A 26156-nucleotide genomic window follows, 5' to 3' on the forward strand; every position below is an offset into this window, starting at 1 on the left:
ATCAAACTCTTCAGTTCAAACATCTTTGGGTTTTTAAGAAACCCTAAACTTGGCTCAGCAATCGTTGGTTACATCTTTGATTTCTCGCGGAGTAACTTGTGATGCTGATAATCTTGTTGACTATCAGTCTGACTCCACAAGCACCCACACGAATTGCTTGATTCAGTTGTTAAAGAGCGGTTGGTTAAGATCTTTCGTCTCAACCGAGGCGCGCATTCTACAGCAGCCTCTGTTACTGTCAAGCGGTTATTTTCAGAAGTTTTCAAAGTTTCGCTTGGGAATCTTCAACAACTTCAACCACTTGCGCTTCCGATCTCTCGTTAGCGGGAGGCGAATTCTACAGCGTTACTCGCTGCTGTCAACACCTCTTTTTCTCCGCTTTCGACCGAGAAGATCGAACCGTCAAAAGAGCCAAACAACACCGCTCTTTCAACTCCTTCTGGCTTCGATGAACTGAAGCGTAACCGCTGCCGAAAACTGCGTAACTCTTTGTTTACCAAGGAGTTTTCCGTTTCGACTGCGCCGGAAGTGGGGCGAATTATAGACGTCCAGAATCTGCCGTCAACCCCTGATTTCAGCTTTATTCGGATTTGAGCGTAATACGCGCAAATGCCTTCTTCCCGGCCTGGCAAACATGGGTCGCGCCCAGTACGTATATAAAGGTGCGATCAACAACCTCACCATCTATACGCACACCACCAGAACCCAGAAGGTCGCGCGCCACTGCGGAGTTCTTCACCAATCCTGCTTTATTAAGGACCGCAGCGATCGGCATATCCTCGGCGGCAGTCAATTCGATCTCTGGCAGATCATCCGGCAGCTCACCGTCTTTCATACGGTTGCCCGCCGCACGATGAGCATTGGCCGCAGCCTCTTCACCATGGAAGCGCGCAACGATCTCTTCGGCCAGCTTGATCTTGATATCACGCGGATTCGCGCCCGCTTCGACGTCAACCCGAAAAGCATTGATCTCTTCCATGGAGCGAAAGCTGAGCAACTCGAAGTAACGCCACATCAGCGCATCCGGAATAGAGACCAGCTTGCCATACATGACACCCGGAGCTTCCTGGATACCGACATAGTTGCCCAACGACTTGGACATCTTCTTCACGCCATCCAGACCTTCGAGCAATGGCATCGTCAGAATGCACTGAGCCTCCTGACCATAACTACGTTGCAGCTCACGCCCCATCAGCAGGTTGAACTTCTGATCGGTACCGCCCAGCTCGACATCCGCACGCAAAGCGACCGAGTCATAACCCTGAACCAGCGGATAGAGGAACTCGTGAATGGCGATTGGCTGATTGGTCGTGTAGCGCTTGTCGAAATCGTCGCGCTCGAGCATGCGAGCCACGGTGTATTGCGAAGTCAGGCGAATGAAGTCGGCCGGCCCCATCTGATCCATCCAGGTGGAGTTGAACGCCACTTCGGTCTTGGCCGGATCAAGAATCTTGAAGACCTGAGTCTTGTAGGTCTCAGCATTCTCGAGAACCTGCTCACGAGTGAGCGGAGGACGTGTCGCGCTCTTGCCGCTTGGATCACCGATCATCCCGGTGAAATCACCTATAAGGAAGATCACCTGGTGCCCCAGATCCTGGAACTGGCGCAGCTTATTAATAAGCACGGTGTGACCCAGGTGCAAATCCGGCGCGGTCGGATCGAAGCCTGCCTTAATACGCAGCGGCTGGCCACGCTTGAGTTTCTCGATCAGCTCGGACTCGACCAACAGTTCTTCTGCACCACGTTTGATCAGCGCTAGCTGCTCTTCAACCGACTTCATAACAGACCCGCAAGGCTCAGATTCAAAGGGGAACAACCATACAAGATCGCGCACCAAATACAAGTTTTGCCCGGCGCGCGGACGCCAATCCACGGACAGAGCGCTCGCAGACTTGCTTCAGAGATGATTTGGTTATATTTTATACAGTTATTTCGTCTTCATCATGTCATTCATCTTTTCCAATTCATCTTTTCAAAGTCAAAATTACCTATGACCACAGAACCGTCTAAAGCGCCGCCGCTTTACCCGAAGACCCACCTGCTCGCAGCAAGTGGCATCGCCGCCCTTCTCAGCCTGGCGCTTCTGGTATTCCCTTCCAGTGATGTTGAAGCCAAAAAGACGACCCTGAGTCTTGAACTGGAAAGCCCTGCAGAACAACTGACACAAGATCAAGACGCCGCCGACACCGTCCAAGCCACAAATGAGCCGGCAGCCTCCCCCTTCGCGCAGATCGAAAACAGCGCCGAAGAGACTCAGGAAACTGCCCAGGCCGCCCCCGCCCCCGCCCCTGCTCCCGCGCCAGTCGTCGAAGAGAAGAAGGCACCAGGCCATAAAGAAGTGATTGTCAGTAAAGGTGACACTCTCTCGACTTTGTTCGAGAAAGTCGGCCTTCCGGCCACTTCGGTGCATGAAGTACTGGCCGGCGACAAGCAGGCCAAGCAGTTCAGCCAACTCAAACATGGCCAGAAGCTTGAATTCGAACTGAGCCCTGATGGCCAGCTGACCAATTTGCACAGCAAAGTCAGCGACACGGAAAGCATCAGCCTGACCAAGAATGACAAGGGTTATACGTTCAATCGCATTACCGCCAAGCCCACCGTTCGCTCCGCCTACGTTCATGGCGTGATCAACAGTTCGCTGTCGCAATCTGCCGCCCGAGCCGGTTTGTCCCACAGCCTCACCATGGATATGGCCAGCGTGTTTGGCTATGACGTCGACTTTGCCCAGGATATTCGCCAAGGTGACGAGTTTGATGTGATCTATGAACAGAAGGTCGTCAACGGCAAAGCTGTCGGCAACGGCCCGATCCTCTCCGCACGCTTCACCAACCGCGGCAAGACTTACACCGCGGTGCGCTACACCAACAAACAAGGCAACAGCAGCTACTACACGGCTGACGGCAACAGCATGCGCAAGGCGTTTATCCGTACCCCGGTAGACTTCGCCCGCATCAGCTCGAAATTCTCCATGGGCCGCAAGCACCCGATCCTGAACAAGATCCGCGCCCACAAGGGTGTCGATTACGCGGCACCACGCGGTACGCCGATCAAGGCTGCTGGTGACGGCAAAGTATTGTTGGCGGGGCGTCGCGGCGGTTACGGCAACACCGTGATCATCCAGCACGGTAATACCTATCGCACGCTGTACGGTCATATGCAGGGCTTCGCCAAAGGCATCAAGACTGGCGGCAGCGTCAAGCAAGGTCAGGTGATCGGTTACATCGGCACCACCGGCCTCTCCACCGGCCCGCACTTGCACTACGAGTTCCAGGTCAATGGCGTGCACGTCGACCCGCTGGGTCAGAAGGTGGCGATGGCCGATCCGATCTCCAAAGCTGAACGCTCACGCTTCCTCGCGCAAAGCCAACCGCTGATGGCGCGCATGGATCAAGAGAAAACCACCCAACTGGCTTCGAGTAAACGCTAAGCCATGGCGCTCTATATAGGTGTGATGTCCGGGACCAGCCTTGACGGCCTGGACATTGCGTTGATCGAGCGAAACCCGACGATCAAGCTGATCGCCACCCATTACATCCCTATGCCTGATTCCCTGCGCGCCGAGCTACTTGGCTTGTGCGCCAGCGGCCCGGACGAGATTGCCCGCTCCGCCATTGCCCAGCAGAACTGGGTGAAACTGGCCGCACAGGGCATTCACACCCTCCTCGACCAACAAAATCTGAAACCCGACGACATTCGCGCGATTGGCAGCCACGGCCAGACCATTCGCCACGAGCCGGCGCGCGGGTTTACGGTGCAAATCGGTAACCCCGCCTTACTCACCGAGCTGACCGGCATCACCGTCGTCAGCGATTTCCGCAGCCGCGATGTAGCCGCTGGCGGACAAGGCGCGCCACTGGTTCCAGCCTTTCACGAAGCCCTGTTTGAAGAACGGCCTGGCAACCGCGCGGTATTGAACGTCGGCGGGTTCAGCAACCTCAGCCTGATCGAACCCGGCAAGCCTGTCGCCGGGTTTGACTGCGGCCCCGGGAACGTCCTGCTGGATGCCTGGATTCACCAGCAACGCGGCGACAATTTTGATCGTGACGGTCAATGGGCCGCCAGCGGCAAGGTTGAACCTGTCCTGTTGAACGAGCTGCTCAGTGATCCATTCTTTGTGACCCGGGGCCCGAAGAGCACCGGCCGCGAAGTATTCAATCTCCCATGGCTGATGCAACATCTGTCGCAGCTACCAACCTTCGCTGCCGAAGACGTACAGGCCACGCTGCTTGAGCTGACTGCGCTAACCATTACCGAGTCATTGCAAAGCGCCCAATCGGATACTGATGAGCTGCTTGTCTGTGGTGGCGGCGCGCACAACGGCACATTGATGCGCCGCTTGGCCAGCCTGTTGCCGAATGCGAAAGTCAGCAGCACTGCTGCGTATGGTGTAGATCCGGACTGGGTCGAAGCCATGGCCTTCGCCTGGTTGGCTCATTGCTGCCTGGAAGGTATCGCGGCCAACCGCCCGAGCGTCACCGGTGCCCGCGGCCTGCGTGTACTCGGCGCCATCTACCCCGCCTGAACCTGAACCCCAGACAGCAAAACGCCGCAAAGTCCTGAGACTCTGCGGCGTCTGGTAATGCGGTGGGGTGCGATCAGATCGAGAACGAAGAGCCACAGCCACAGGTGGTGGTAGCGTTCGGATTCTTGATCACGAAACGCGAACCTTCCAGACCTTCCTGGTAATCCACTTCGGCACCAGCCAGGTACTGGAAGCTCATCGGATCGACCACCAGGCTGACGCCTTCGCGCTCGACGATGGTGTCGTCATCGGCCACTTCTTCATCGAAGGTGAAGCCGTATTGAAACCCTGAACAACCGCCGCCCGTAACGAATACGCGCAGCTTCAAGCGATCATTCCCCTCTTCATCGACCAGGCTCTTCACCTTGTGCGCGGCACCGTGGGTAAATTGCAAAGCCGTGGGGGTGAAGGATTCGACGCTCATGCTGACTATCTCCCGGCGTTACGCCGCCATAATGCGTGATGACGCGCATTATCCGCTTCTCCCAGAAAATCGGTCAACTATTGTTACGGTATATCAATCAATCCAATTGTCAGACCAAAATGCAAAAAGGCCCGTCGACGGGCCTTTTTGCTGAGCGGGATAGAGTCTTACGGCAGCATGCCCGCATGGGACAGACCCAAACGCTCATCCAGACCGAACAGGATATTCAGGTTCTGCACCGCCTGACCCGACGCGCCTTTGACCAGGTTGTCGATCACCGACAACACCACCACCAGATCACCATCCTGCGGACGGTGCACGGCAATACGGCAAACGTTGGCACCGCGCACGCTGCGGGTTTCCGGATGGCTGCCGGCAGGCATCACGTCGACGAACGGTTCGTTGGCATAGCGCTTTTCGAACAACGCTTGCAGATCCACCGAGCGATCCACAACCGTCGCGTAGAGCGTCGAGTGAATACCGCGAATCATCGGCGTCAGGTGCGGAACGAAGGTCAGCCCCACGTCCTTGCCCGCTGCGCGACGCAGGCCCTGGCGGATTTCCGGCAAGTGACGGTGCCCTTTGACGGCGTAAGCCTTCATGCTTTCCGACGTCTCGGAGTACAGCGAACCTACAGAAGCGCCACGACCGGCACCGCTGACGCCGGATTTGCAGTCTGCGATCAACCGCGAAGTATCCGCCAGACCCGCTTCGAGCAAAGGCAGGAAACCCAATTGCGTGGCCGTCGGGTAGCAACCCGGCACAGCGATCAGGCGCGCTTGCTTGATTTGTTCACGATTGACTTCCGGCAAGCCGTAAACCGCCTCCTCCAACAGTTCCGGCGCGCCGTGCGGCTGACCGTACCATTTGGCCCACTCATCGGCGTCTTGCAGACGGAAGTCTGCCGACAGGTCGATGACCTTGGTCCCGGCAGCCAGCAACTCACCCGCCAAGGCATGGGCGACACCGTGCGGCGTGGCGAAGAACACCACGTCGCAGGCCCCGAGGGTCTTGATGTCCGGAACGCTGAAAGCCAGGCCGTCGTAATGGCCTCGCAGGTTCGGGTACATGTCGGCCACGGCCAGGCCGGCCTCGGATCGGGAAGTGATCACTACCACTTCAGCTTGCGGATGCTGTGCCAACAGACGCAGCAGTTCGACACCGGTGTAACCCGTGCCGCCGACGATACCGACCTTGACCATAAACCTGCCCTCAACGAACCCACTGGAAAGCCGTCGATAATAGGGGCCGCGCGGCCCTGCGACAACCGTCAAGGTGACGTGCGGACGCTCTACCCCCTACTATCTTCGTTACCGTGAACCTGGGAACAACTAAAAATGCTTTATCTGTGGCTCAAAGCGCTTCATATCGTCAGCATGGTCTGCTGGTTTGCCGGCCTGTTTTACCTGCCGCGCCTGTTCGTCTATCACGCCCAAAGCGAAGACACCGTCAGCAAGGAACGCTTCAGTATCATGGAGCGCAAGCTGTACCGGGGCATCATGGGCCCGGCGATGATCGCCACCCTGGTGTTCGGCATCTGGCTGATCAGTCTCAACCCAAGCGCCTACTTCACCCAAGGTGCATGGATGCATGCCAAATTGACCCTGGTGGTGATTCTGATCGGCTACCACCACATGTGCGGCGCACAGGTAAAACGTTTTGCCCGTGGCGAAAACACCCGCAGCCATGTCTTTTATCGCTGGTTCAATGAAGTGCCGGTTCTGATATTGCTGGCTATCGTAATTCTGGTCGTCGTTCGGCCGTTTTAATCCAACAAGCATCATTCACCCGGGGTACTTCCAATGTCGCTGCCCGCTTTGCTCGAACAACGTTTGCGTCTGCCCGTTGTAGCAGCGCCGATGTTTCTGATTTCAAATCCTGAGCTGGTGCTCGCCTGCTGCCGCAATGGCGTGGTGGGCAGCTTTCCTGCGCTGAACCAACGTGAGAGCAGCGGTTTCAAGGCCTGGCTGGAAGAAATCGAAGCAGGACTGGCGATACTGGAAAACCCCGCGCCTTATGCAGTGAATCTGATCGTCCACAACAGCAATCCGCGATTGCAGGCGGATCTGGCGATCTGCATCGAGCACAAAGTACCGATCGTGATCACTAGCCTCGGTGCCGTGAAAGAACTGGTCGACGCCGTGCACAGCTATGGCGGCCTGGTGTTTCACGACGTGACGACCCGGCGCCACGCAGAAAAAGCCGCCGAGGCCGGCGTGGACGGTTTGATCGCCGTGGCTGCGGGCGCCGGTGGTCACGCCGGGACCTGGAGCCCGTTTTCGCTGATCGCCGAGATTCGCCAGTTTTTCGACAAGACCTTACTGCTGGCCGGCTGCCTGAACCATGGCCATGAAATTCTTGCCGCGCAATTGCTCGGCGCGGATTTGGCCTACTTCGGTACGCGATTTATCGGCACCACGGAAAGTCATGCGCCTGACGCGTATAAGGAGATGCTCCTGACTTCCAGAGCGGCAGACATCGTCCATACTCCAGCGGTGTCGGGAGTACCCGCAAGCTTCATGCGCCGGAGCCTTGAGGCCGCCGGTTTCGACATGGCTGCCCTGCAAGGCAAGGGCGAGGTGGACTTCGGCTCCAAGCTCAAGCCATTGAACGATGAAGCCAAAGCCTGGAAAACCGTGTGGTCCGCAGGCCAGGGCGTCGGAGAAATCGAGGACCTGCCGAGTGTCGATCAACTGATCGCACGTCTCGACACCGAATACCGCAAGGCGCTGGAACTGGCGGCGGCGTTGCCCAAGCGCTGGCCGCGCTGACAGGCGGGCCTTACACTTCATAGCTGCAACACCGTCTATTACAAACTCTTGCGACAAGGATGCCCGGCCATGAGCGAAAACCGTTTCAAGATCGTCTTCGATGGCGCTCTGCTGCCAGGTGTGGACGTCACCACCGCGAAGCTCAACCTCGCCGAGCTGTTCAAAAGCGACGTCGCGGCCATTGAACGCCTGTTCAGTGGCCGGCAGGTTGCGCTCAAACGCGACCTGTCCCACGCCGATGCGCAGACTTACCTTCAGGCACTGACGAAAACCGGGATCGATGCCCGAATCGAGACAGAACCCTCGATCGAGCTGAACCTGTCCGACGTTCACGAACACGCTCCTGCCAACAGCCAACCTGTCACGGCAGATCCCGATTCTCCCTATGCACCGCCCCGCGCCTCTGTCGGCGAAGCACTGCCGGAGTTTTCTACGCTCAAGGCCTTCAGTTTCGTTGGCCGCATCGGTCGCTTGCGCTTTCTGGCCTGGACGATGGCTCTTACGCTGGTGACGCTTGGCGTTGGCGCCGTATTGGCGGTGTTCGGCTTTGCACTCATTAGCACAGACTCGACTGCTGGCTTGATCCTCGCGGGTCTGTTGGCCGTTATCCTGGTCGTGGTGCTCGCCTTCATCAGCATCCAGTTCAGTGTGCAGCGCCTGCACGATATCGGCTGGTCCGGCTGGCTTTGGCTGCTGAACCTTGTACCGGTCGTGGGCAGCGTTTTTCCGTTTGTCATAATGATCGTGCCAGGTAACAACACGGCCAACCGATATGGCGCACCACCACCGCCCAACAGCAACGCGGTCAGGGTGCTGGCTTCGCTGTGGCTGGTGTTTATCGCAATCATGTTTGTGGGCGGGCTGACTGGAGGCCTCACCGCGATCCAGGATGAGTACGAAAGCGCCACCGACAGCACCTATCAAAGCAGCGCGGTGATCCCCGACGAAGTTGAAGTCGAGCCGGCCTATGAGGCTGAACAAGCGCCAAATTCATCCGATGATGCAGCCGAAGCAGCCGAGCCCACTGTAGACTCTGCGAAAGAATGAACAGCGCTTCCCACCCGTGACACCTGCGTCGCCGGCGCGGAGCTGTTGCGATGGAGAACTGCATGACCCGTTACGCTCTGATCACTGGCGCTTCCAGCGGCATCGGCCTGGCGATGGCCGAAGCGCTGGCCCGGCGCGGCCGCAACCTGATTCTGGTGGCCCGACAGCGTGATCAGCTGGAAAGCATTGCGATTGAACTGACTCAACGTTTTGGTGTGGAGGTGCTGTTTCGTGCCTGTGACCTGGGCGAGCCGCTGAGGCTGTCCGGTTTTTTGCTGGAGCTGGAGGAAGGCGACCGGCAGATCGATTTACTGGTCAACTGTGCCGGCATCGGTACCTGCGGTCCATTCCTGGCCCAGGACTGGATGACCGAACAAGACTTGATAGAAGTGAACATCCTGGCCCTCACGCGCTTGTGCCATGCCATCGGCAACAGCATGGCCTTGCAGGGCGGCGGGCAGATTCTGAACGTCGCCTCGGTCGCGGCGTTCCATCCCGGCCCCTGGATGAGCACTTACTACGCCAGCAAGGCTTACGTGCTGCATTTTTCCGAAGGTTTACGCGTCGAACTGAAGAAATGCGCGGTCAAGGTGTCGGTACTCTGCCCCGGCCCGACCCGCACGGCGTTTTTCCGCACCGCGCAACTGGACACCGACAAACTGGTCGAGAGCAAACTGCTGATGAGTCCAGAAGAAGTCGCGCTCTATACCGTGCGCGCGCTGGCGAAAAATCGCGCCATTATTATTCCCGGTCGCCTGAATCGCTGGTTCGCGTTCCTGCCGCGGCTCGGCTCACGCTGGCTGACCCGGACAATCGCGGGCATGGTCAACAAAGCCTATTGCCCGCGCTGATCAATCCTCAAGGCAAAAGACTGGGCTCTGACCTGACCCATGGTTACACTCAGGCCAGCCCAAACAACGGAGAAAACAGCTGTGGATACTCTGTTCACCAAGATCATCAACCGGGAAATCCCGGCGAAGATCATTTACGAGGACGACCAGGTACTGGCCTTCCACGACATCGCGCCACAGGCCCCCGTGCATTTCCTGGTAGTCCCGAAGAAACCGGTGCGCACCCTTAACGACCTCACCGAGGACGATAAGGCTTTGGCCGGGCATATTCTGTTCACGGCCCAGCGCCTGGCTCTGGAATTGGGCTGTGAGGAAGGTTTCCGGGTAGTCATGAACTGCAATGAATTGGGCGGGCAGACCGTCTATCACATTCATATGCACGTGCTGGGTCAGCGCCAGATGCACTGGCCGCCGGGCTGATTCATCAATCTCCCCCTGTAGGAGCGAGGCTTGCCCGCGAAGGCGTCCTCAAGTGCGCCAAAAGCTTCGCGGGCAAGCCTCGCTCCTACAGGATTGGTGTCGCTCCCACCGGAAATGACCCAGCGCAAACCCTCCCCCGGCCGATTGAGTTAAACTGGCCGCCGAGATTCTTCCCGGAGGTCAGCATGACTACCCAACGTCACTACTCGCCAATTGACCGTCTTCTGCTGCAAGCCGATGCCGCGATGCGTACTTTGCTGCCCTTCAGTGGTCAGCCCTACCGTCCGTCGCCTGCCATCGTGCAGCCGGATGCACAAATGAGCGACGAGGACACCCGACACGTCGCCGGTTTGATGCGCATCAACCATACCGGCGAAGTCTGCGCCCAGGCGCTATATCAAGGCCAGGCCCTGACCGCCAAGCTGCCGAAAGTGCGCGCCGCCATGGAGCACGCCGCCGAAGAAGAAATCGACCATCTGGTGTGGTGCGAACAACGCATTCATCAGTTGGGCAGCCACACTAGCATCCTCAATCCGCTGTTCTACGGCATGTCGTTCGGGATTGGCGCGGTCGCCGGGTTGATCAGCGACAAAGTCAGCCTGGGTTTCGTTGCTGCCACCGAGCATCAGGTCTGCAAACACCTGAATGAACACCTTGAGCAACTGCCTGCCGAGGATGAAAAATCCCGGGCGATCCTCGAGCAGATGCGCATTGATGAAGAACACCACGCCGAAAGTGCGCTGGATGCCGGGGGGTTTCGTTTTCCTGCACCGGTGAAGTTCGGCATGAGTCTGTTGGCCAAGGTAATGACCAAGAGTACGTATCGGATCTAAGTATTGCAGCACCCGCGACGTCCCCATCGCGGGCAAGCCCGCTCCCACAGAAACCGCGTTTCGCAATAAAAAAGGCGACTACCTCGAGGTAGTCGCCTTTTTTTTGTACTCTGTCCCGTCCTGAATAAGGTTTACACCTGTTTCACCCTAACGCCCGATGCACCGCATCGGGCGTTAGGGTGAAACAGGTGTAAACCTATTTCAGGACTAGACACTCGGAACTCTTAGTTCGGCATGTTGCGCGCGTAGAAAATTTGCATCACCTGAGTCTGCACGTCGATTCAACCAAGCTCGATGATTTCGTAGTCGTGGGTAATCGCCACGCCAGCCGCGCCGAGCATGATCGAGGCCGAGCAATACTTCTCGGCCGACAGCTCGATGGCGCGCTTGACCTGAGCTTCTTTCAGCCCGCGGCCCTTGACCACGAAGTGCATGTGGATTTTGGTGAAAACCTTCGGATCTTCGCTCGCACGCTCGGCTTCGAGGAAGGCTTCGCAGCTTTCGACGGCCTGACGGGACTTCTTGAGGATGCTGACCACATCAAAATTGCTGCAGCCGCCAACACCCAGCAGGAGCATTTCCATCGGCCGGACACCCAGGTTACGACCGCCGGCATCGGGCGGACCGTCCATGACCACGACATGACCGCTGCCGGATTCGCCGAGGAACATGGCTTCGCCAGCCCATTGGATGCGTGCCTTCATCGCCAAGACTCCACTGTCTAAAAAAGGGTCGCCAGCTTAGCACAGGGCCCTTGATTGGCAGCGCTTCGCCTTCCTAGGACATAACCATCTGCGTCGTAGGCAAATTCTCGAATCTTGAAGGAATGTGTCTGTTAAGCTGGCGCCAAATCAGTGGCGCATAGCCAGCTTCGCAGCGAATAAAAAGGATCGCAGGCTTCGCCAGCGCCTATAAAAAACAAACACACCGTGCAGTCTTTTCGGGATACAACCATGGTTGCTATTACCCCCACACCCAAAATCAAGAACCTCGACAAACTGTTGATGCACTGCCAGCGCCGTCGCTATGCCGCCAAGAGCAACATCATTTGTGCCGGTGACCGCTCGGACACGCTGTTTTTCATCATCAAAGGTTCGGTCACCATTCTGATTGAGGATGACGACGGCCGTGAAATGATCATTGCCTACCTCAACTCCGGGGACTTTTTCGGCGAGCTGGGTCTGTTTGAGCAAGCGGGCCTGGAACAGGAACGCAGCGCTTGGGTGCGGGCCAAGGTCGAATGCGACGTCGCGGAAATCAGCTACGCGAAATTCCGCGAGCTGTCCCAACAAGATCCAGACATTCTTTACGTGCTCAGCGGACAAATCGCACAGCGCCTGCGCAATACCACGCGCAAGGTCGGTGACTTGGCATTCTTCGACGTGACCGGTCGCGTTGCACGCTGTCTGCTGGAGCTGTGCAAGCAGCCTGACGCCATGACTCACCCGGACGGCATGCAGATCAAAGTGACCCGTCAGGAAATCGGCAGGATTGTCGGTTGTTCCCGTGAGATGGTCGGCCGCGTGCTCAAGGATCTGGAGGAGCGCAACCTGGTCGACGTCAAAGGCAAGACCATGGTGGTCTTCGGCACGCGCTAAGCTCGAAAACCAGGCTCCGAGCATTTAAGCCCCGAGCATTTCTGCCAACAACTGTCGGTAGAGCGTATTGAGCCGTTCCAGCGCATCAGAAGCGGCAAACTTCTCATGCAGGGCGATGTGGCTTTCAGCGCGAACCCGCTGCTCCAGGCCACAGGCTTCATTGAAGCGATTGACCGCCGCGACCATCGACTCTCGCTCGTCATCGATCAACATCGCCCCGTGCACCAGGCCGACCGGACGCTGACCGCCCTTGCTCTGGCGCCAGCGCTGGGCGGTGCCGACCATCTTTCGACCATCGAGGTTGACGTTGAAACGGCCGTCGCAGAACGCGCCCTCAATTTCGCCCAACGACGAAGTGCCGCCCAGCTCATCAAGTAACTGACAGATCGGATCGCACAGCCGCCGGTAGCCGGTTTCGATGCGGTTCAAATCGCCTTCGCTGCGCGGCGGGGCATAAACCAGTGCGATGTTGATCGTCGAAGCCGATTGCGGCACTGGCTCACCGCCGGTTTCGCGCAGCAATACCGGCCAGCCGGCGGCAGCGGAGACTTCGCAGGCATCCTCGAACTGTGGCAGACGATTCAAGCGACGAGGCATGACCAATGCGCGGTCAGTGGGTTGCCAGAACAGCAGACCGAATTCCGACTCACCGGTGCACACATGCGCCAGCAGATCCTGCTCGGCGAGCAGGCCGGCTTCGATGGTCAGGGGGGTTGGTGAGGTCATAAGGTCTTCCATAGGACGGTCAGTCTGTGGTGCATCTTATGCCGCCTTCGCGAGCAAGCCCGCTCCCACAGTGAATTCGCGTTGTCTGGATGAACGCGGGCTAATGTGGGAGCGGGCTTGCTCGCGAAGGGAGCGCCCCGATTTTCAATCAATCGAGCGTAGAACCGCTCACTGGAATGCCACGCTCGGGAAAGAACAGGCGCTGCAGTTCGGTACCCGGGTTTTCGGCGCGCATGAACGCTTCGCCGACCAGGAACGCATACACGTCGCTGATTTCCATCAGCTCGACATCGGCCCGGTTAAGAATGCCACTCTCGGTAATTACCAGACGATCGCGCGGAATACGCGGCAACAGGTCGAGGGTGGTTTCCAGATTGACTTCGAAAGTGTGCAGGTTGCGGTTGTTCACGCCCACCAGTAGCGTGTCGAGTGTCTTCAAGGCCCGCTCCAGCTCATCACCGTCGTGGACTTCCACCAGCACATCGAGACCGACGCTTTTGGCTACGGCCGCCAGCTCGGCCATTTTCACGTCATCCAGTGCGGAAACGATCAACAGCACGCAGTCAGCACCCAGAGCACGGGACTCGACGATCTGATACGGATCGATCATGAAATCCTTGCGGATCACCGGCAGCTTGCATGCCGCCCGAGCCTGTTGCAGATACGCATCGGCGCCCTGGAAGTAATCGATGTCGGTGAGCACCGACAGGCAAGTCGCCCCGCCCTTTTCGTAACTTTTGGCGATGTCGGCGGGAACGAAGTTCTCGCGAATCACGCCTTTGCTTGGCGAAGCCTTCTTGATTTCAGCAATGACCGCCGGCTGTTTCGTCTTGGCCTGATCGATCAATGCCTTGGCGAAACCACGGGGTGCATCGGCCGCCTTGGCCAGATTATCCAGCTCCGCCAGGCTCACACGGGCGCTACGCTCGGCGACTTCCTGAACTTTGCGGGCCAGAATATTTTCCAGAACCGTCGGCACACTCATCCCTCATTCTCCACTTTGAATACCGCGGTAAATGCACCCAATTCCTCAAGTTTTTCCCGAGCGAGGCCTGTGTGCAGCGCATCGTGCGCCAGGGCAACGCCTTCTTTCAAACTGCTGGCATGGTCGGCGGCGTACAACGCGGCACCGGCATTGAGCACGATCATCTCGGCGGCTTTCTGACCGTTCTCGGTCTTGCGCTTGCCCAAGGCATCGCGAATCAGCTCAAGGGAAGCCGCCGGGCTTTCCACCGCCAGACCGTGCAGGCTCTGGCTCTTCATCCCCAAGTCTTCGGGTTCGACCCAATACTCGGTGATCTGGTCATTCTTCAATTCAGCCACAAAGGTCGGAGCCGCCAGACTGAACTCGTCCAGGCCATCCTTCGAATGCACCACCAGCACGTGTTTGCTACCCAGACGCTGCAAAACTTCGGCCAATGGCCGGCACAACGCCTGACTGAACACACCTACCACCTGATGTTTCACACCGGCCGGATTCGTAAGCGGGCCGAGCATGTTGAACAAGGTGCGCAAGCCCAACTCACGGCGCGGGCCGGCGGCGTGCTTCATGGCGCTATGGTGAGTCTGGGCAAACATGAAACCGATGCCCACGTTATCGATGCAACGCGCCACCTGTACCGGGGTCAGGTTCAGGTAGATACCTGCGGCTTCCAGCAGGTCGGCGCTGCCGCTTTTGCCCGACACCGCACGGTTACCGTGCTTGGCCACGGTGCAACCGGCCGCGGCAACGACAAACGAAGAAGCGGTGGAAACGTTGAAAATGTTCGCACCGTCGCCGCCGGTGCCGACCACATCGACCACGCCGTCGAGGGTGTTGAGTTCAACCTTGTCCGCCAACTCGCGCATCGCCGTCACGGCGCCGACGATCTCATCGATGCTTTCGCTCTTCATGCGCATGGCCATCATGAACGCGCCGATCTGCGCATCCGTGCATTGCCCGGTCATGATTTCGCGCATGACATCGCGCATCTCATCGGTACTGAGGTCGAGGTGGCCGACGATACGGCTCAGGGCTGTCTTGATATCCATGGAAAGTCCTTAGCGCGTGCCGCCGGTTTGTTTGAGGAAGTTGGCGAACAATTCGTGTCCCTGTTCGGTGAGGATAGACTCAGGGTGAAACTGCACACCTTCGATGTTCAGCGTCTTGTGGCGCAGGCCCATGATCTCGTCGACAGAGCCGTCTTCGAGCTGGGTCCAGGCGGTCAGCTCCAGGCAATCGGGCAGGGTTTCGCGCTTGACGATCAGCGAGTGATAACGGGTGACCGTCAGCGGGCGATTCAGACCTTCGAACACGCCCTTGTCCTCGTGGAATACCGGGCTAGTCTTACCGTGCATGACTTGACGGGCACGGACCACATCGCCACCAAAGGCTTGGCCGATGGACTGGTGACCCAGGCAAACACCGAGAATCGGCAGTTTGCCGGCGAAGTGCTTGATCGCTTCGATGGAAATACCGGCTTCGGTCGGAGTGCAAGGACCGGGAGACACGACAATGCGCTCAGGGTTGAGCGCTTCGATTTCGGCAATGGTGAGTTCATCGTTGCGTACGACTTTGACCTCGGAGCCCAGCTCGCCAAGGTATTGCACAACGTTGTAAGTAAAAGAGTCGTAGTTATCGATCATCAGCAACATGGCGTTAAGAACCTCTTGAATTCACTGACTTTTAAGACGGCCTTCGAATGATTTACCCGCAGTGCGCTGCGCTTTGTCAGGTGCTGGAGTGGCGCCAGCAAAGCGGCATTTCATACAGGTAAAGAAGGCAAAGCGGTACAGGTCCGGCCAGGCCGGCAGAAAAGATTCAGGCGCGCCAACGCCAACGGGCGTGTGCCTTGATGACTTGATCCAGGAGTTTGCTGACGATCAACACGGGGAAGGTCTCATTCATACGTCTCGGCACAGTAACTTAGCTGGGCAGAGCGTGCAATATGGTCGGGGCGACAGGGTGCGAAACAAGCGAAGGGTTCGCGATAGATGGCAAAGGGCCGAAAGTTTTTGGTACTGTCGTTTCGTTTACAACAACAATAAATAAACGGACTTGCTCATGATCAAACAGACGTTGTTTGTACCGCTCGCCGGATGCCTGCTCGCTGCGGCCTGTTCCCAGGCGATTGCCGCGCCCAACCCGTATTCGAATTTCGTCGTCTTTGGCGACAGCCTCAACGATGCCGGGCAGTTTACCGACACGGGTGGCCCTGCCGGTGCGACCCAGCGTTTTACCAACCGGACCGGGCCGGTCTACCTGGATGGCAGTGGTGAATTTCGCTCGCTGAACTCCACGCAATTGTTGGGTGGACGTCTCGGGTTCTCAGCAGACCAGACCGCCGCCTCGACTTCGGCTGTACGCGCCAATGAAGGACTGGTGGATGGCAACAACTGGGCCGTGGGCGGTTACCGCACCGACCAGATTCTGGATTCGATCACTACCGAATCCGCTACGGGCGAACGCACCCGACCAGGCTATCTGCCGACGAACAATTTCCGCGCCGATCCGAATGCGCTGTATTACATCTCCGGGGGCGGCAACGACTTCCTTCAAGGCCGCGTACTCAATACCGCCCAGGCCAACACCGCGGCAAATCAACTGGCCGACAGCGTGCAGACCCTGCAAACCGCCGGCGCCAAATACATCGTGGTCTGGCTGCTGCCCGACCTTGGATTGACGCCCGCCGTCAATGGCACTCCATTACAAGCCTCGATCTCACAGCTGAGTACCGACTTTAATCAACAGTTGGTCACACGCCTGGCGGGGATCAATGCCGAAATTATCCCGCTGAACATTCCACTGCTGTTGCAGGAAACCTTCGCCGACCCGGCGCGTTTCGGCCTCGCCACCGGCCAGAACCTGACGGCCACCTGTTTTAGCGGCAGCGGTTGTACGGAGAACGCCGTGTATGGCATCAACAGTGCCACCCCGGACCCGAGCAAGCTGATTTATAACGACTCGGTTCACCCCACGGAAACCGGGCAAAAGCTGATAGCCGATTACGCCTATTCCTTGCTGTCGGCGCCTTGGGAACTGACGCTGCTGCCGGAAATGGCCCACGCCACCTTACGCGCCCATCAGGATGAACTGCGTAGCCAGTGGCAATCCGACTGGGAGAACTGGCAGGCCGTCGGTCAATGGCGCGCGATTGTCGCCGGCGGTGGCCAGCATCTGGATGTCGATAGCCAAAGCAGCGGCGCCAGCGCCGATGGCAGCGGTTACAACCTGAATATCGGCGGCAGCTATCGCCTCAATGAAGTCTGGCGCGTGGGTGTGGCAGCAGGCTTCTATCGTCAGAACCTGGACGCCGGTAGTAACGATTCGGACTACAAACTCAATAGCTATCTGGCGACCGCCTTCGCCCAGTTTCAGCAGAATCGCTGGTGGGCCGATGCCGCATTGACCGGTGGCAAACTGGATTACGACAACCTCGAACGCAAATTCGACCTGGGTGTCAGCGAAGGTGGGGAAAAGGGTGATACCGATGGCCACCTCTGGGCCTTCAGCACTCGCCTTGGCTATGACATTGCGCAACCGGGCAGCGAATGGCATCTGTCACCGTTCATCAGCGCCGATTACGCCAAAGTGGAAGTCGACGGCTACTCGGAAAACAGCAACCGCTCCACGGCGCTGACCTTTGATGATCAGACCCGAGATTCGAAACGCCTGGGTGTCGGTTTGCAAGGAAAGTACAACTTCACCCGTCAGACCCAGGTATTTGGCGAATATGCCTACGAACGTGAGTACGAAGATGACGTTCAGAAGGTAAACATCGCCCTCAACAGCCTGCCGGCGAACGACTTTACGCTGGAAGGTTATACGCCGCAGAGTCACTTGAACCGCGTGAGCCTGGGGGTCAGCCACAAGTTGACCGCCGACCTGGCGCTGCGTGGTGGTTACACGTTCCGCAAGGATGATGACTTTACCCAACAGGGCATCAACGTTGGGGTGGCATTGGATTTCTAAACCGCAGGCAATAAAAAAACGCGGCGCCCTCACAGGCGCCGCGTTTTTTATGGGGGTGAGATCCATGTGGGAGCGAGCCTGCTCGCGATAGCGATGAGCCAGGCAACATCAATGTCAGCAGTGCTGGCCCCATCGCGAGCAGGCTCGCTCCCACAGGTATTGCATGAACTCAGGTGTCCGGCGTCTGCTCGGCCAGGGCTACTGCACGGAACATGGCGCGGCGCTTGTTCAGGGTTTCTTCCCATTCCAGTGCCGGCACAGAGTCGGCGACGATGCCGCCACCGGCCTGCACGTGCAGTTCGCCGTTCTTGATCACTGCGGTGCGGATCGCAATCGCAGTGTCCATGTTGCCGTTCCAGGCGAAGTAACCGACCGCGCCGCCGTAGACGCCACGCTTGACCGGTTCCAGCTCGTCAATGATTTCCATCGCGCGAATCTTCGGCGCGCCAGACAAGGTGCCGGCCGGCAGGATCGCCCGCAGTGCGTCCATCGCCGTCAGCCCGGCCTTCAATTGGCCAGTGACGTTGGACACGATGTGCATCACGTTGGAATAACGCTCGATCACCATCTTCTCGGTGAGTTTCACCGAACCGATTTCCGAAACCCGACCGGTGTCGTTGCGGCCCAGATCGATCAGCATCAAGTGCTCGGCAATTTCCTTGTCGTCCGACAGCAGGTCTTTTTCCAGCGCCAGGTCGGCCTCTTCGTTGGCCCCGCGTGGGCGAGTGCCGGCAATCGGGCGCACGGTGATCAGGTTGTCTTCGACCCGCACCAATACTTCCGGCGAACTGCCGACGACGTGGAAGTCGCCGAAGTTGAAGAAGTACATGTAAGGCGTCGGGTTGAAGCAGCGCAGCGCCCGATACAGATCGATAGGCGCAGCCTTGAAGTCGATCGACATACGCTGGGACGGCACGACCTGCATGCAGTCACCGGCCAGGATGTATTCCTTGATGGTGTCGACGGCTTTTTCGTAATCGTCCTGGGTGAAGCTCGAGCGGAACACCGGATCAGCAGACTGTTGCTTGCTGAAATCCAGGCCACGGCGCGGGGTAATCGGCTGACGGAGTTGTTCCAGCAGTGCTTGCAGACGCGCCTGACCTTGTTCGAAGGCGTCTTCCTGCGATGGATCGGCCAGGACAATCGCGTGCATTTTGCCGGCGAGGTTGTCGAACACCACTACCGCGTCGGACACCATCAGCAAAATGTCCGGTACGCCCAGTGGATCCGGGTTCGGGCATTTGCCCAGACGCTTCTCCACATAGCGCACGCAGTCGTAACCGAAGTAGCCCACCAGACCGCCATTGAAGCGCGGCAGACCGGCGATGGTCGGCACGTTGTAACGCGCCTTGAAGGCTTCGACAAAGGCCAGCGGGTCTTCAACGTCGTGGCTTTCGATCTCGACGCCGTCGTGGGTCACGCTGACGTGGTGATCGTGAACCCGCAGCACGGTGCGGCACGGCAGGCCAATGATCGAATAACGGCCCCATTTCTCGCCGCCCTGCACCGACTCCAGCAGGTAGGAATTGGGCTCGTCGGCCAGTTTCAGGTAGATCGACAACGGCGTGTCGAAGTCGGCCAGGGTTTCGCAGGCAAGCGGGATGCGGTTGTAGCCGGCAGCGGCCAAACGCAGGAATTCTTCGCGGATCATGAGGTGCCTCGTGGCTTGAGGGTCTAACGGTCAGGTGTGCAAACGCGCCGGTACGCCGGCCAGGAACAAGTCAGGCGCGCCAACGCCAGCGGGCCAGGGCCTTGATGACTTTCATCCAGAGTTTGCGAGTGACCACCACGATGGCGTTTCCAGGAGGGGATTGAACAGCGTCGGGCAACGTTATCTCAGCGGCCGGATCCAGGCAACCGGGAATTAGTTTGCGCAGATCATCGATCACCAGCGCCGGAGATTCTTCGGCGATTGGCCGACCGTGGTTATAGCCGTAACTGAGGGCCACGCATTTGACCCCCGCCGCTTTCGCCGCCAGCACGTCGCTGCGCGAGTCGCCGACGAACAACGATTGGGACGCTGGAATGTTGGCCATTTTCATCACGAAAAACAGCGCGGCCGGGTCGGGTTTCTTATTCGGTAGAGTGTCGCCACCGATGATCCATTTGAAGTAACGGCCGATCTTCATCTGATCCAGCAGCGGCGCGACGAAGCGTTCCGGCTTGTTGGTGATCAGCGCCATTTCGACGCCTTGTTTGTTCAGCCACTTGAGGGTGTCACGCACGCCGGGGTAAACCACCGTCAGTTCGTGACCATCTTCATAAAAGCCGTTGAACAATTCCAGGGCATGCTCGGCCTCGACCTCATCGACACCCTCGGCGTCGATGTGGTTGGCCAAGGCCCGGCGCACCAGCATGTGCACGCCGTTGCCGACCCACTCCCGTACCGGTTCGATACCGGCAGGTTGACGCCCGAGTTTGAGCAGCATGTTATCCACGGCCGCCGCGAGGTCGGGGACCGAATCGACCAGCGTGCCATCCAGATCGAACATCACCAGCCGCGGCAGACGCCCGGGGAACAGCTGCTCAAAGCCACTCATGGGCGAGCCAGCGCCAGTTCGGAGCGCATTTTTTCAATCACTTCCTGATAGTTCGGCGCATTGAAGATCGCCGAACCGGCCACGAAGGTGTCGGCGCCCGCCGCAGCGATTTCGCGAATGTTGTTCACGTTCACGCCACCGTCGATTTCCAGGCGGATATCACGACCGGAGGCATCGATCAGCGCCCGCGCCTCACGCAGTTTGTCGAGGGTGCCGGGAATGAACTTCTGTCCGCCGAAGCCTGGGTTGACGCTCATCAAGAGGATCATGTCGACCTTGTCCATCACGTACTTGAGCACGTCCAGCGGGGTCGCCGGGTTGAACACCAGGCCCGCCTTGCAGCCGCCCTCGCGGATCAGTTGCAGGGAACGGTCGACGTGCTGCGTGGCTTCCGGGTGGAAAGTAATGTAGGTCGCACCGGCTTCGATGAAGTCACCGACGATGCGGTCCACCGGGCTGACCATCAAGTGGGCATCGATCGGCGCGGTCACGCCGTACTTGCGCAGCGCGGCACACACCATCGGGCCGATGGTCAGGTTGGGCACGTAATGATTGTCCATGACATCGAAGTGCACGAAGTCGGCGCCGGCGGCCAGGACGTTGTCCACTTCCTCGCCCAGGCGGGCGAAGTCGGCGGAGAGAATCGACGGAGCAATGACGAAGGGCTGCATGACGCACCTTTTTTGAGCAGAATCACGATGGCGCGCATTGTATACCTCATGCTTTGACGCGCGCACCGTGCTGCGATGATTGGGTACTAATAGGCCGCTCGGTAGATCTTCTCGATATCGACGGTACTCAACTTGCGCGGATTGTTACGCATCAGGCGCTCAATCCCGGCGGCTTCCACGGCCATGGCCGGGATCGCATCCTCAGGCACCCCGAAACTGCGCAGGCCCAGCGGGATTTCTACCGCTGCACACAGCTCGGTCATCGCCTCCACGGCTTTGTCCGCCGCTTCGTTGGCGCTCAGATGAGCGGTCTTCACCCCCATGGCCTCGGCAATATCCTGCATGCGCTCCACGCAAGCCATCTTGTTCCAGGTCATGACATACGGCAGCAGCAAGGCATTGCTGACGCCATGGGCAATGTTGAAACGCCCGCCCAGTGGATACGCCAACGCATGCACCGCGCCGACCCCGGCATTGCCGAACGCCATGCCGGCCATCAGGCTGGCGGTGGCCATGTCTTCGCGGGCTTGCAGATGGGATGGATTGGCGTAGGCCTTGGGCAGTGCTTTGGTAATCAGTTTGATCGCGCCAATAGCCAGGGCATCGGTGATCGGCGAAGCATTGAGCGACAAGTAGGACTCGATGGCGTGCACCAGCGCATCGATGCCACTGGCAGCGGTGACACTGCGCGGGCAGGTCAGGGTCATTTGCGGGCTGATCAGTGCCACGTCCGGTAACAGGTAATCGCTGACAATACCTTTCTTCAGTTGCGCGATCTTGTCGGAGAGGATGGCCACGTTGGTCACTTCCGAACCGGTGCCGGCAGTGGTCGGGATAGCAATCAGCGGCGGGCCTTTGCGCGGCACCTGATCGACGCCGAACAAGTCCTCCAGGGCGCCGTGGTAACCGGCATAAGCGGCAACACTCTTGGCGATGTCGATGGCACTGCCGCCACCGAGACCAATCAATCCGTCATGCCCGCCTTCACGGTAAACCCGCATGCAATCTTCGACGATGGCGATTTCCGGATCCGGCAGCACCCGGTCGAAAATCTCGTAACTGCGCTCGCCCAGCTGCGCCAGCGCCAGCTCTACCGTGCCGGACTTGACCAGAGCGGCGTCGGTAACGATCAGCGGGTTATCGATGTCCAGACGTGTGAGCTCAGCCGCCAGTTGCTCGATGGCACCTGCGCCAGTGATCAGTTTGTGAGCGATTTTGAAAGAGGAAAGACTCATGTGCGCAGCCTCTTATAGATAGGGGAGCTGGGCACAATAGTAGCTGGGGATTGGGGGTTGTCTGCTATTAAGTTGGTGAATGACCGCCGATCCTGAAAACCACACAGATCAACTGTGGGAGCGGGCTTGCTCGCGAAGGCGGAGTGTCAGCCGACGTGCATGTCGAATGTTCCACCGCCTTCGCGAGCAAGCCCGCTCCCACATTTTTAGCTGTGTGTAATTTCAGACCTGGGCGGTGCGAAGTTTTTCGCTACGCCCACGCAGCCATTCCAGTGTCAGCAACAGGACCACCGAGAACGCAATCAGCAGCGTCGCGGCAGCGGCAATCGTCGGGCTGAGGTTTTCGCGGATGCCGCTGAACATCTGCCGAGGCAAGGTCGCTTGTTCGGGACCAGCAAGGAACAGCGTCACCACCACTTCATCGAATGAGGTGGCGAAGGCAAACAGCGCACCGGAAATCACGCCCGGCGCAATCAACGGCAAGGTCACCCGACGGAACGCGGTCAGCGGCGAAGCCCCCAGGCTTGCAGCGGCCCGTACCAGGTTCTGGTTAAACCCCTGCAACGTCGCCGATACCGTGATGATCACAAACGGCACACCCAAGACGGCGTGCACGACGATCAGCGAGATATAGCTGTTGCCAAATCCCAGTGGGGCAAAGGTCAGGTAACTGGCCACACCAATGATCACTACCGGCACCACCATTGGCGAAATCACCAGCGCCATCACCAGCGGTTTGCCCGGGAAATCGCCCCGGGTCAGGCCGATCGCTGCCAGCGTACCGAAGATCATCGCCAGCACGGTCGCCGCCGGAGCCACGATCATGCTGTTCTTCAACGAACGCATCCATTCCGCCGAAGCAAAGAAGTCCTGGTACCAGTGCAGTGAGAAGCCTTGCAGCGGATAGACCAGAAAGCTCCCGGAGTTGAACGACAGCGGAATGATCACCAGCACCGGCAGGATCAGGAACAACAAAATCAAGCCGCAGAGAATCCGCAAGCTGTAGAACCACACCCGTTCGATGGGCGACATGTAAGGACTCAGCATTTCATTCTCCCCTTAGCTCAGGCGCAGGCGACTGGCGCCCACCAGCCGGCTGTAAATCAGATAAAGCACCACGGTCGCCAGCAGCAACAGCCCACCGAGCGCGGTCGCCATGCCCCAGTTGATGCTGGTGTTGGTGTAGAAGGCGACGAAATAACTGACCATCTGATCGTTCGGGCTGCCCAGCAACGCCGGGGTGATGTAGTAGCCGATGGCGAGGATGAACACCAACAGGCAACCGGCGCCGACACCGGCATAGGTTTGCGGGAAATACACCCGCCAGAAACTGGCGAACGGGTGGCAGCCGAGGGAAATCGCCGCACGCATGTAAGTCGGCGAGATGCCTTTCATTACGCTGTAGATCGGCAGAATCATGAATGGCAGCAGGATGTGCACCATCGAGATGTAAACCCCGGTGCGGTTGAACACCAGCTCCAGCGGCTTATCGATAATGCCCATGGCCATCAGCCCGCTGTTGATCAAACCGCCCGACTGTAGCAACACGATCCACGCAGCGACCCGCACCAGAATCGAGGTCCAGAACGGCAACAGCACCAGAATCATCAACAGGTTGCTTTGCCGCGATGGCAGATTCGCCAGCAGGTAGGCCAGTGGATAGGCCAGCACCAGGCAGATCACGGTGATGATCAGGCCCATCCAGAAGGTCCGGGCAAAGATATCGAGGTAGATCGCCTGATCGGGGGTGGCCGGGGCCAGCTCACCGAGGTCGTCGATACGATGATCGACAGCGGCCAGCAGGTAATAAGGCGTCACATTACTGGTATTGCGGCGCACGACCTGCCAATAGGCCGGATCACCCCAACGCTCGTCCAGCGCTTCGAGCGCTTCCTTATAGGAAGTCGGCTCGGTGGCGAACGGCAAGGCGCGTGCGGTTTTGGTCAGCAGGCTGCGGTAGCCGGCCAACTCCATGTTCAAGCGCTTGGACAAGTCACCCAAGGTCTGATTCTTGCGGGCTTCGGCGAGGTCTTCGCTGGCGGCCTTGTACACAGGCTCTGCCGGCAGGCCTCGGCCATCCCAGCTGGCGATGGCTGCCACGGTGCGCGGCATGGCGCCAACCACTTCGGGGTTACCGACGCTTTTGTAGAGCAGCGCCACGATCGGCACCAGGAACACCAGCAACAGAAACAGCACCAACGGCGCGATCAAGGCTTGAGCTTTCCAGCGGTTGATCCGCTCGGCGTGCTTGAGCCGCTGCTTCAAGGTGGGGTCAGTGCCCGCGTTCACGGGAACGGCGATAGCCATGGCGTACTCCGGAAATCTTTGATCGTTACAGAGGCGGCATTCCGTGACCGCAAGGCCACCTCTGTTCTTGATAACTATGCATCACCCCTGTAGGAGCGAGGCTTGCCCGCGAAGGCGGCGTGTCAGTCAACATTGATGTTGAATGTGCTGACGGCTTCGCGGGCAAGCCTCGCTCCTACAGGAGTGGGTAAGCCCACGGGGTGGTCTTACTTCGCAGCCCAGGAATTGAAGCGCTGTTCCAGTTGCTCGCCGTTGTCAGCCCAGAAGCTGACGTCGATCTGCACCTGGTTGGCGATGTTTTCCGGGGTGGTCGGCATGTCTTTCAGGACATCCTTGGCCAGCAACGGCACGGCTTTGGTGTTGGCCGGTCCGTAGGCGATGTTTTCCGAGTAGGTCTTCTGTTGCTGCGGTTGCACGGTGAATGCGATGAATTTCTTCGCCGCTTCAGCACGGGTCTTGTCCAGACCTTTTGGAATCGCCCACGCGTCGAAGTCGTAGATACCGCCGTTCCACACCACTTTCAGGTTGCTTTCTTTCTGTACCGCCGCGATCCGGCCGTTGTAGGCCGAGCTCATGACCACGTCACCGGAGGCGAGGTATTGCGGCGGTTGTGCGCCGGCTTCCCACCACTGGATGCTTGGTTTGAGCTCATCGAGTTTCTTGAACGCACGGTCCTGACCATCCTTGCCGGCCAGTACTTTGTAGACGTCTTTCGGCGCAACGCCGTCAGCCATCAGTGCGAATTCCAGGGTGTACTTGGCGCCTTTACGCAAGCCGCGCTTGCCCGGGAATTTCTTGGTGTCCCAGAAATCGACCCAACTGGTCGGTGCGGATGCCAGCTTGTCAGCGTTGTAGGCCAGCACGGTCGACCACACGAAGAAGCCCACGCCGCACGGCTGGATAGCGCCTTTGACGTAGTCTTCGGTTTTGCCGAACAGCGCAGGGTCGAGTTGCTCGAACATGTCTTCATCGCAACCACGGGACAGTTCCGGCGATTCAACTTCCACCAGGTCCCAGGACACGCTCTTGGTGTCGACCATGGCTTTGACCTTGGCCATCTCGCCGTTGTACTCGCCCGCCACGATCTTGCCGTTGCCCGCCGCTTCCCACGGTGCGTAGAAGGCTTTGACCTGCGCCGCCTTGTTCGCCCCGCCAAAGGACACCACGGTCAGGTCCGGGCCCGCCGCCATCGCGTGTGCCGCACCCATCATGCCCACGACCAGGGCGGTGAATTTCAGGGATCTCAACATTTATTGTTCT

The 26156-nt window shown here is 58.6% G+C and carries 25 protein-coding genes; 10 read left to right on the forward strand and 15 right to left on the reverse strand.

What is annotated here, in order from left to right:
- Positions 1 to 580: 580 nt before the first annotated feature.
- Complete coding sequence (gene tyrS, locus KW837_RS07895; protein ID WP_218395820.1) at positions 581 to 1780, reverse strand: tyrosine--tRNA ligase; 1200 nt, start codon at positions 1778 to 1780, stop codon at positions 581 to 583.
- A gap of 210 nt (positions 1781 to 1990) precedes the next feature.
- On the opposite strand from tyrS, the gene KW837_RS07900 reads away from it, so the two are divergent.
- Positions 1991 to 3427, forward strand: a complete 1437-nt coding sequence (locus KW837_RS07900; RefSeq protein ID WP_218395179.1) for a peptidoglycan DD-metalloendopeptidase family protein — start codon at positions 1991 to 1993, stop codon at positions 3425 to 3427.
- Between the two features lie 3 nt (positions 3428 to 3430).
- Entirely contained in the window at positions 3431 to 4522 is a 1092-nt protein-coding gene (locus KW837_RS07905; RefSeq protein WP_218395180.1) for an anhydro-N-acetylmuramic acid kinase, read from the forward strand.
- 73 nt (positions 4523 to 4595) lie between these two features.
- Here the strand turns inward: KW837_RS07905 and erpA are convergent, their stop codons facing one another.
- Both erpA and argC read right to left on the reverse strand, forming a co-directional pair.
- Positions 4596 to 4946: an iron-sulfur cluster insertion protein ErpA gene (gene erpA / locus KW837_RS07910; RefSeq protein ID WP_007906865.1), complete on the reverse strand. Its 351-nt coding sequence runs from the start codon at positions 4944 to 4946 to the stop codon at positions 4596 to 4598.
- 167 nt (positions 4947 to 5113) lie between these two features.
- Positions 5114 to 6148 carry an N-acetyl-gamma-glutamyl-phosphate reductase gene (gene argC, locus KW837_RS07915; RefSeq protein WP_008008353.1) on the reverse strand — a complete coding sequence of 345 codons (1035 nt, stop codon included), beginning with the start codon at positions 6146 to 6148 and terminating at the stop codon, positions 5114 to 5116.
- 135 nt (positions 6149 to 6283) lie between these two features.
- Here argC and hemJ point away from each other — a divergent pair, with 135 nt between their 5' ends.
- The 6 genes from hemJ to coq7 all read left to right on the forward strand — a co-directional run bounded on the left by hemJ (position 6284) and on the right by coq7 (position 10868).
- Positions 6284 to 6715: a protoporphyrinogen oxidase HemJ gene (gene hemJ, locus KW837_RS07920; protein WP_007906869.1), complete on the forward strand. Its 432-nt coding sequence runs from the start codon at positions 6284 to 6286 to the stop codon at positions 6713 to 6715.
- 33 nt (positions 6716 to 6748) lie between these two features.
- The gene (locus tag KW837_RS07925; RefSeq protein WP_218395181.1) at positions 6749 to 7717 is read left to right on the forward strand and encodes a nitronate monooxygenase family protein; all 969 of its coding nucleotides are present in this window, start codon (positions 6749 to 6751) and stop codon (positions 7715 to 7717) included.
- A 69-nt stretch (positions 7718 to 7786) separates the two neighbouring features.
- On the forward strand, positions 7787 to 8764 hold the full coding sequence (locus KW837_RS07930) for a DUF805 domain-containing protein (protein WP_218395182.1): 978 nt from the start codon (positions 7787 to 7789) through the stop codon (positions 8762 to 8764).
- A 62-nt stretch (positions 8765 to 8826) separates the two neighbouring features.
- On the forward strand, positions 8827 to 9615 hold the full coding sequence (locus KW837_RS07935) for an SDR family oxidoreductase (RefSeq protein WP_123497429.1): 789 nt from the start codon (positions 8827 to 8829) through the stop codon (positions 9613 to 9615).
- 81 nt (positions 9616 to 9696) lie between these two features.
- Positions 9697 to 10035 (forward strand): histidine triad nucleotide-binding protein, encoded by a 339-nt coding sequence (locus tag KW837_RS07940; protein ID WP_007906873.1) that lies wholly within the window; start codon positions 9697 to 9699, stop codon positions 10033 to 10035.
- Between the two features lie 185 nt (positions 10036 to 10220).
- Positions 10221 to 10868 (forward strand): 2-polyprenyl-3-methyl-6-methoxy-1,4-benzoquinone monooxygenase, encoded by a 648-nt coding sequence (gene coq7, locus KW837_RS07945; protein ID WP_008008345.1) that lies wholly within the window; start codon positions 10221 to 10223, stop codon positions 10866 to 10868.
- Positions 10869 to 11149: 281 nt separating this feature from the next.
- Here coq7 and KW837_RS07950 read toward each other — a convergent pair whose 3' ends face one another.
- Entirely contained in the window at positions 11150 to 11572 is a 423-nt protein-coding gene (locus KW837_RS07950; RefSeq protein ID WP_092277352.1) for an OsmC family protein, read from the reverse strand.
- Between the two features lie 249 nt (positions 11573 to 11821).
- On the opposite strand from KW837_RS07950, the gene crp reads away from it, so the two are divergent.
- Complete coding sequence (gene crp / locus KW837_RS07955; RefSeq protein ID WP_123497427.1) at positions 11822 to 12466, forward strand: cAMP-activated global transcriptional regulator CRP; 645 nt, start codon at positions 11822 to 11824, stop codon at positions 12464 to 12466.
- A gap of 24 nt (positions 12467 to 12490) precedes the next feature.
- Here the strand turns inward: crp and KW837_RS07960 are convergent, their stop codons facing one another.
- From KW837_RS07960 to KW837_RS07975, 4 genes are all read right to left on the reverse strand, one after another.
- Entirely contained in the window at positions 12491 to 13192 is a 702-nt protein-coding gene (locus KW837_RS07960) for a lipoate--protein ligase family protein (protein ID WP_218395183.1), read from the reverse strand.
- A gap of 148 nt (positions 13193 to 13340) precedes the next feature.
- Positions 13341 to 14177, reverse strand: a complete 837-nt coding sequence (gene trpC / locus KW837_RS07965; RefSeq protein ID WP_218395184.1) for an indole-3-glycerol phosphate synthase TrpC — start codon at positions 14175 to 14177, stop codon at positions 13341 to 13343.
- On the reverse strand, positions 14174 to 15223 hold the full coding sequence (trpD, locus tag KW837_RS07970) for an anthranilate phosphoribosyltransferase (RefSeq protein WP_007906883.1): 1050 nt from the start codon (positions 15221 to 15223) through the stop codon (positions 14174 to 14176). Before trpD ends, trpC begins: the two co-directional genes overlap by 4 nt.
- Before the next feature lie 9 nt (positions 15224 to 15232).
- Complete coding sequence (locus KW837_RS07975) at positions 15233 to 15826, reverse strand: aminodeoxychorismate/anthranilate synthase component II (protein WP_008067458.1); 594 nt, start codon at positions 15824 to 15826, stop codon at positions 15233 to 15235.
- A gap of 409 nt (positions 15827 to 16235) precedes the next feature.
- On the opposite strand from KW837_RS07975, the gene estP reads away from it, so the two are divergent.
- Positions 16236 to 18143 (forward strand): esterase EstP, encoded by a 1908-nt coding sequence (gene estP / locus KW837_RS07980; RefSeq protein ID WP_218395185.1) that lies wholly within the window; start codon positions 16236 to 16238, stop codon positions 18141 to 18143.
- A gap of 169 nt (positions 18144 to 18312) precedes the next feature.
- On the opposite strand, the gene trpE is transcribed toward estP, so the two are convergent.
- From trpE to KW837_RS08015, 7 genes are all read right to left on the reverse strand, one after another.
- Entirely contained in the window at positions 18313 to 19794 is a 1482-nt protein-coding gene (trpE, locus tag KW837_RS07985) for an anthranilate synthase component I (protein WP_218395186.1), read from the reverse strand.
- Positions 19795 to 19864: 70 nt separating this feature from the next.
- Complete coding sequence (locus KW837_RS07990) at positions 19865 to 20683, reverse strand: phosphoglycolate phosphatase (RefSeq protein WP_123497418.1); 819 nt, start codon at positions 20681 to 20683, stop codon at positions 19865 to 19867.
- Positions 20680 to 21354, reverse strand: a complete 675-nt coding sequence (gene rpe / locus KW837_RS07995; protein ID WP_007906892.1) for a ribulose-phosphate 3-epimerase — start codon at positions 21352 to 21354, stop codon at positions 20680 to 20682. Before rpe ends, KW837_RS07990 begins: the two co-directional genes overlap by 4 nt.
- Before the next feature lie 86 nt (positions 21355 to 21440).
- Positions 21441 to 22589 carry an iron-containing alcohol dehydrogenase gene (locus tag KW837_RS08000; protein ID WP_218395187.1) on the reverse strand — a complete coding sequence of 383 codons (1149 nt, stop codon included), beginning with the start codon at positions 22587 to 22589 and terminating at the stop codon, positions 21441 to 21443.
- Positions 22590 to 22811: 222 nt separating this feature from the next.
- Positions 22812 to 23636: an ABC transporter permease gene (locus KW837_RS08005; protein WP_192344779.1), complete on the reverse strand. Its 825-nt coding sequence runs from the start codon at positions 23634 to 23636 to the stop codon at positions 22812 to 22814.
- A 12-nt stretch (positions 23637 to 23648) separates the two neighbouring features.
- Positions 23649 to 24896, reverse strand: a complete 1248-nt coding sequence (locus tag KW837_RS08010; RefSeq protein ID WP_123497414.1) for an ABC transporter permease — start codon at positions 24894 to 24896, stop codon at positions 23649 to 23651.
- A 206-nt stretch (positions 24897 to 25102) separates the two neighbouring features.
- Positions 25103 to 26146 (reverse strand): ABC transporter substrate-binding protein, encoded by a 1044-nt coding sequence (locus KW837_RS08015; RefSeq protein WP_218395188.1) that lies wholly within the window; start codon positions 26144 to 26146, stop codon positions 25103 to 25105.
- Positions 26147 to 26156 lie beyond the last annotated feature (10 nt).

This window comes from Pseudomonas sp. PDM24, assembly GCF_019218905.1.
Taxonomy (GTDB): Bacteria; Pseudomonadota; Gammaproteobacteria; order Pseudomonadales; family Pseudomonadaceae; genus Aquipseudomonas.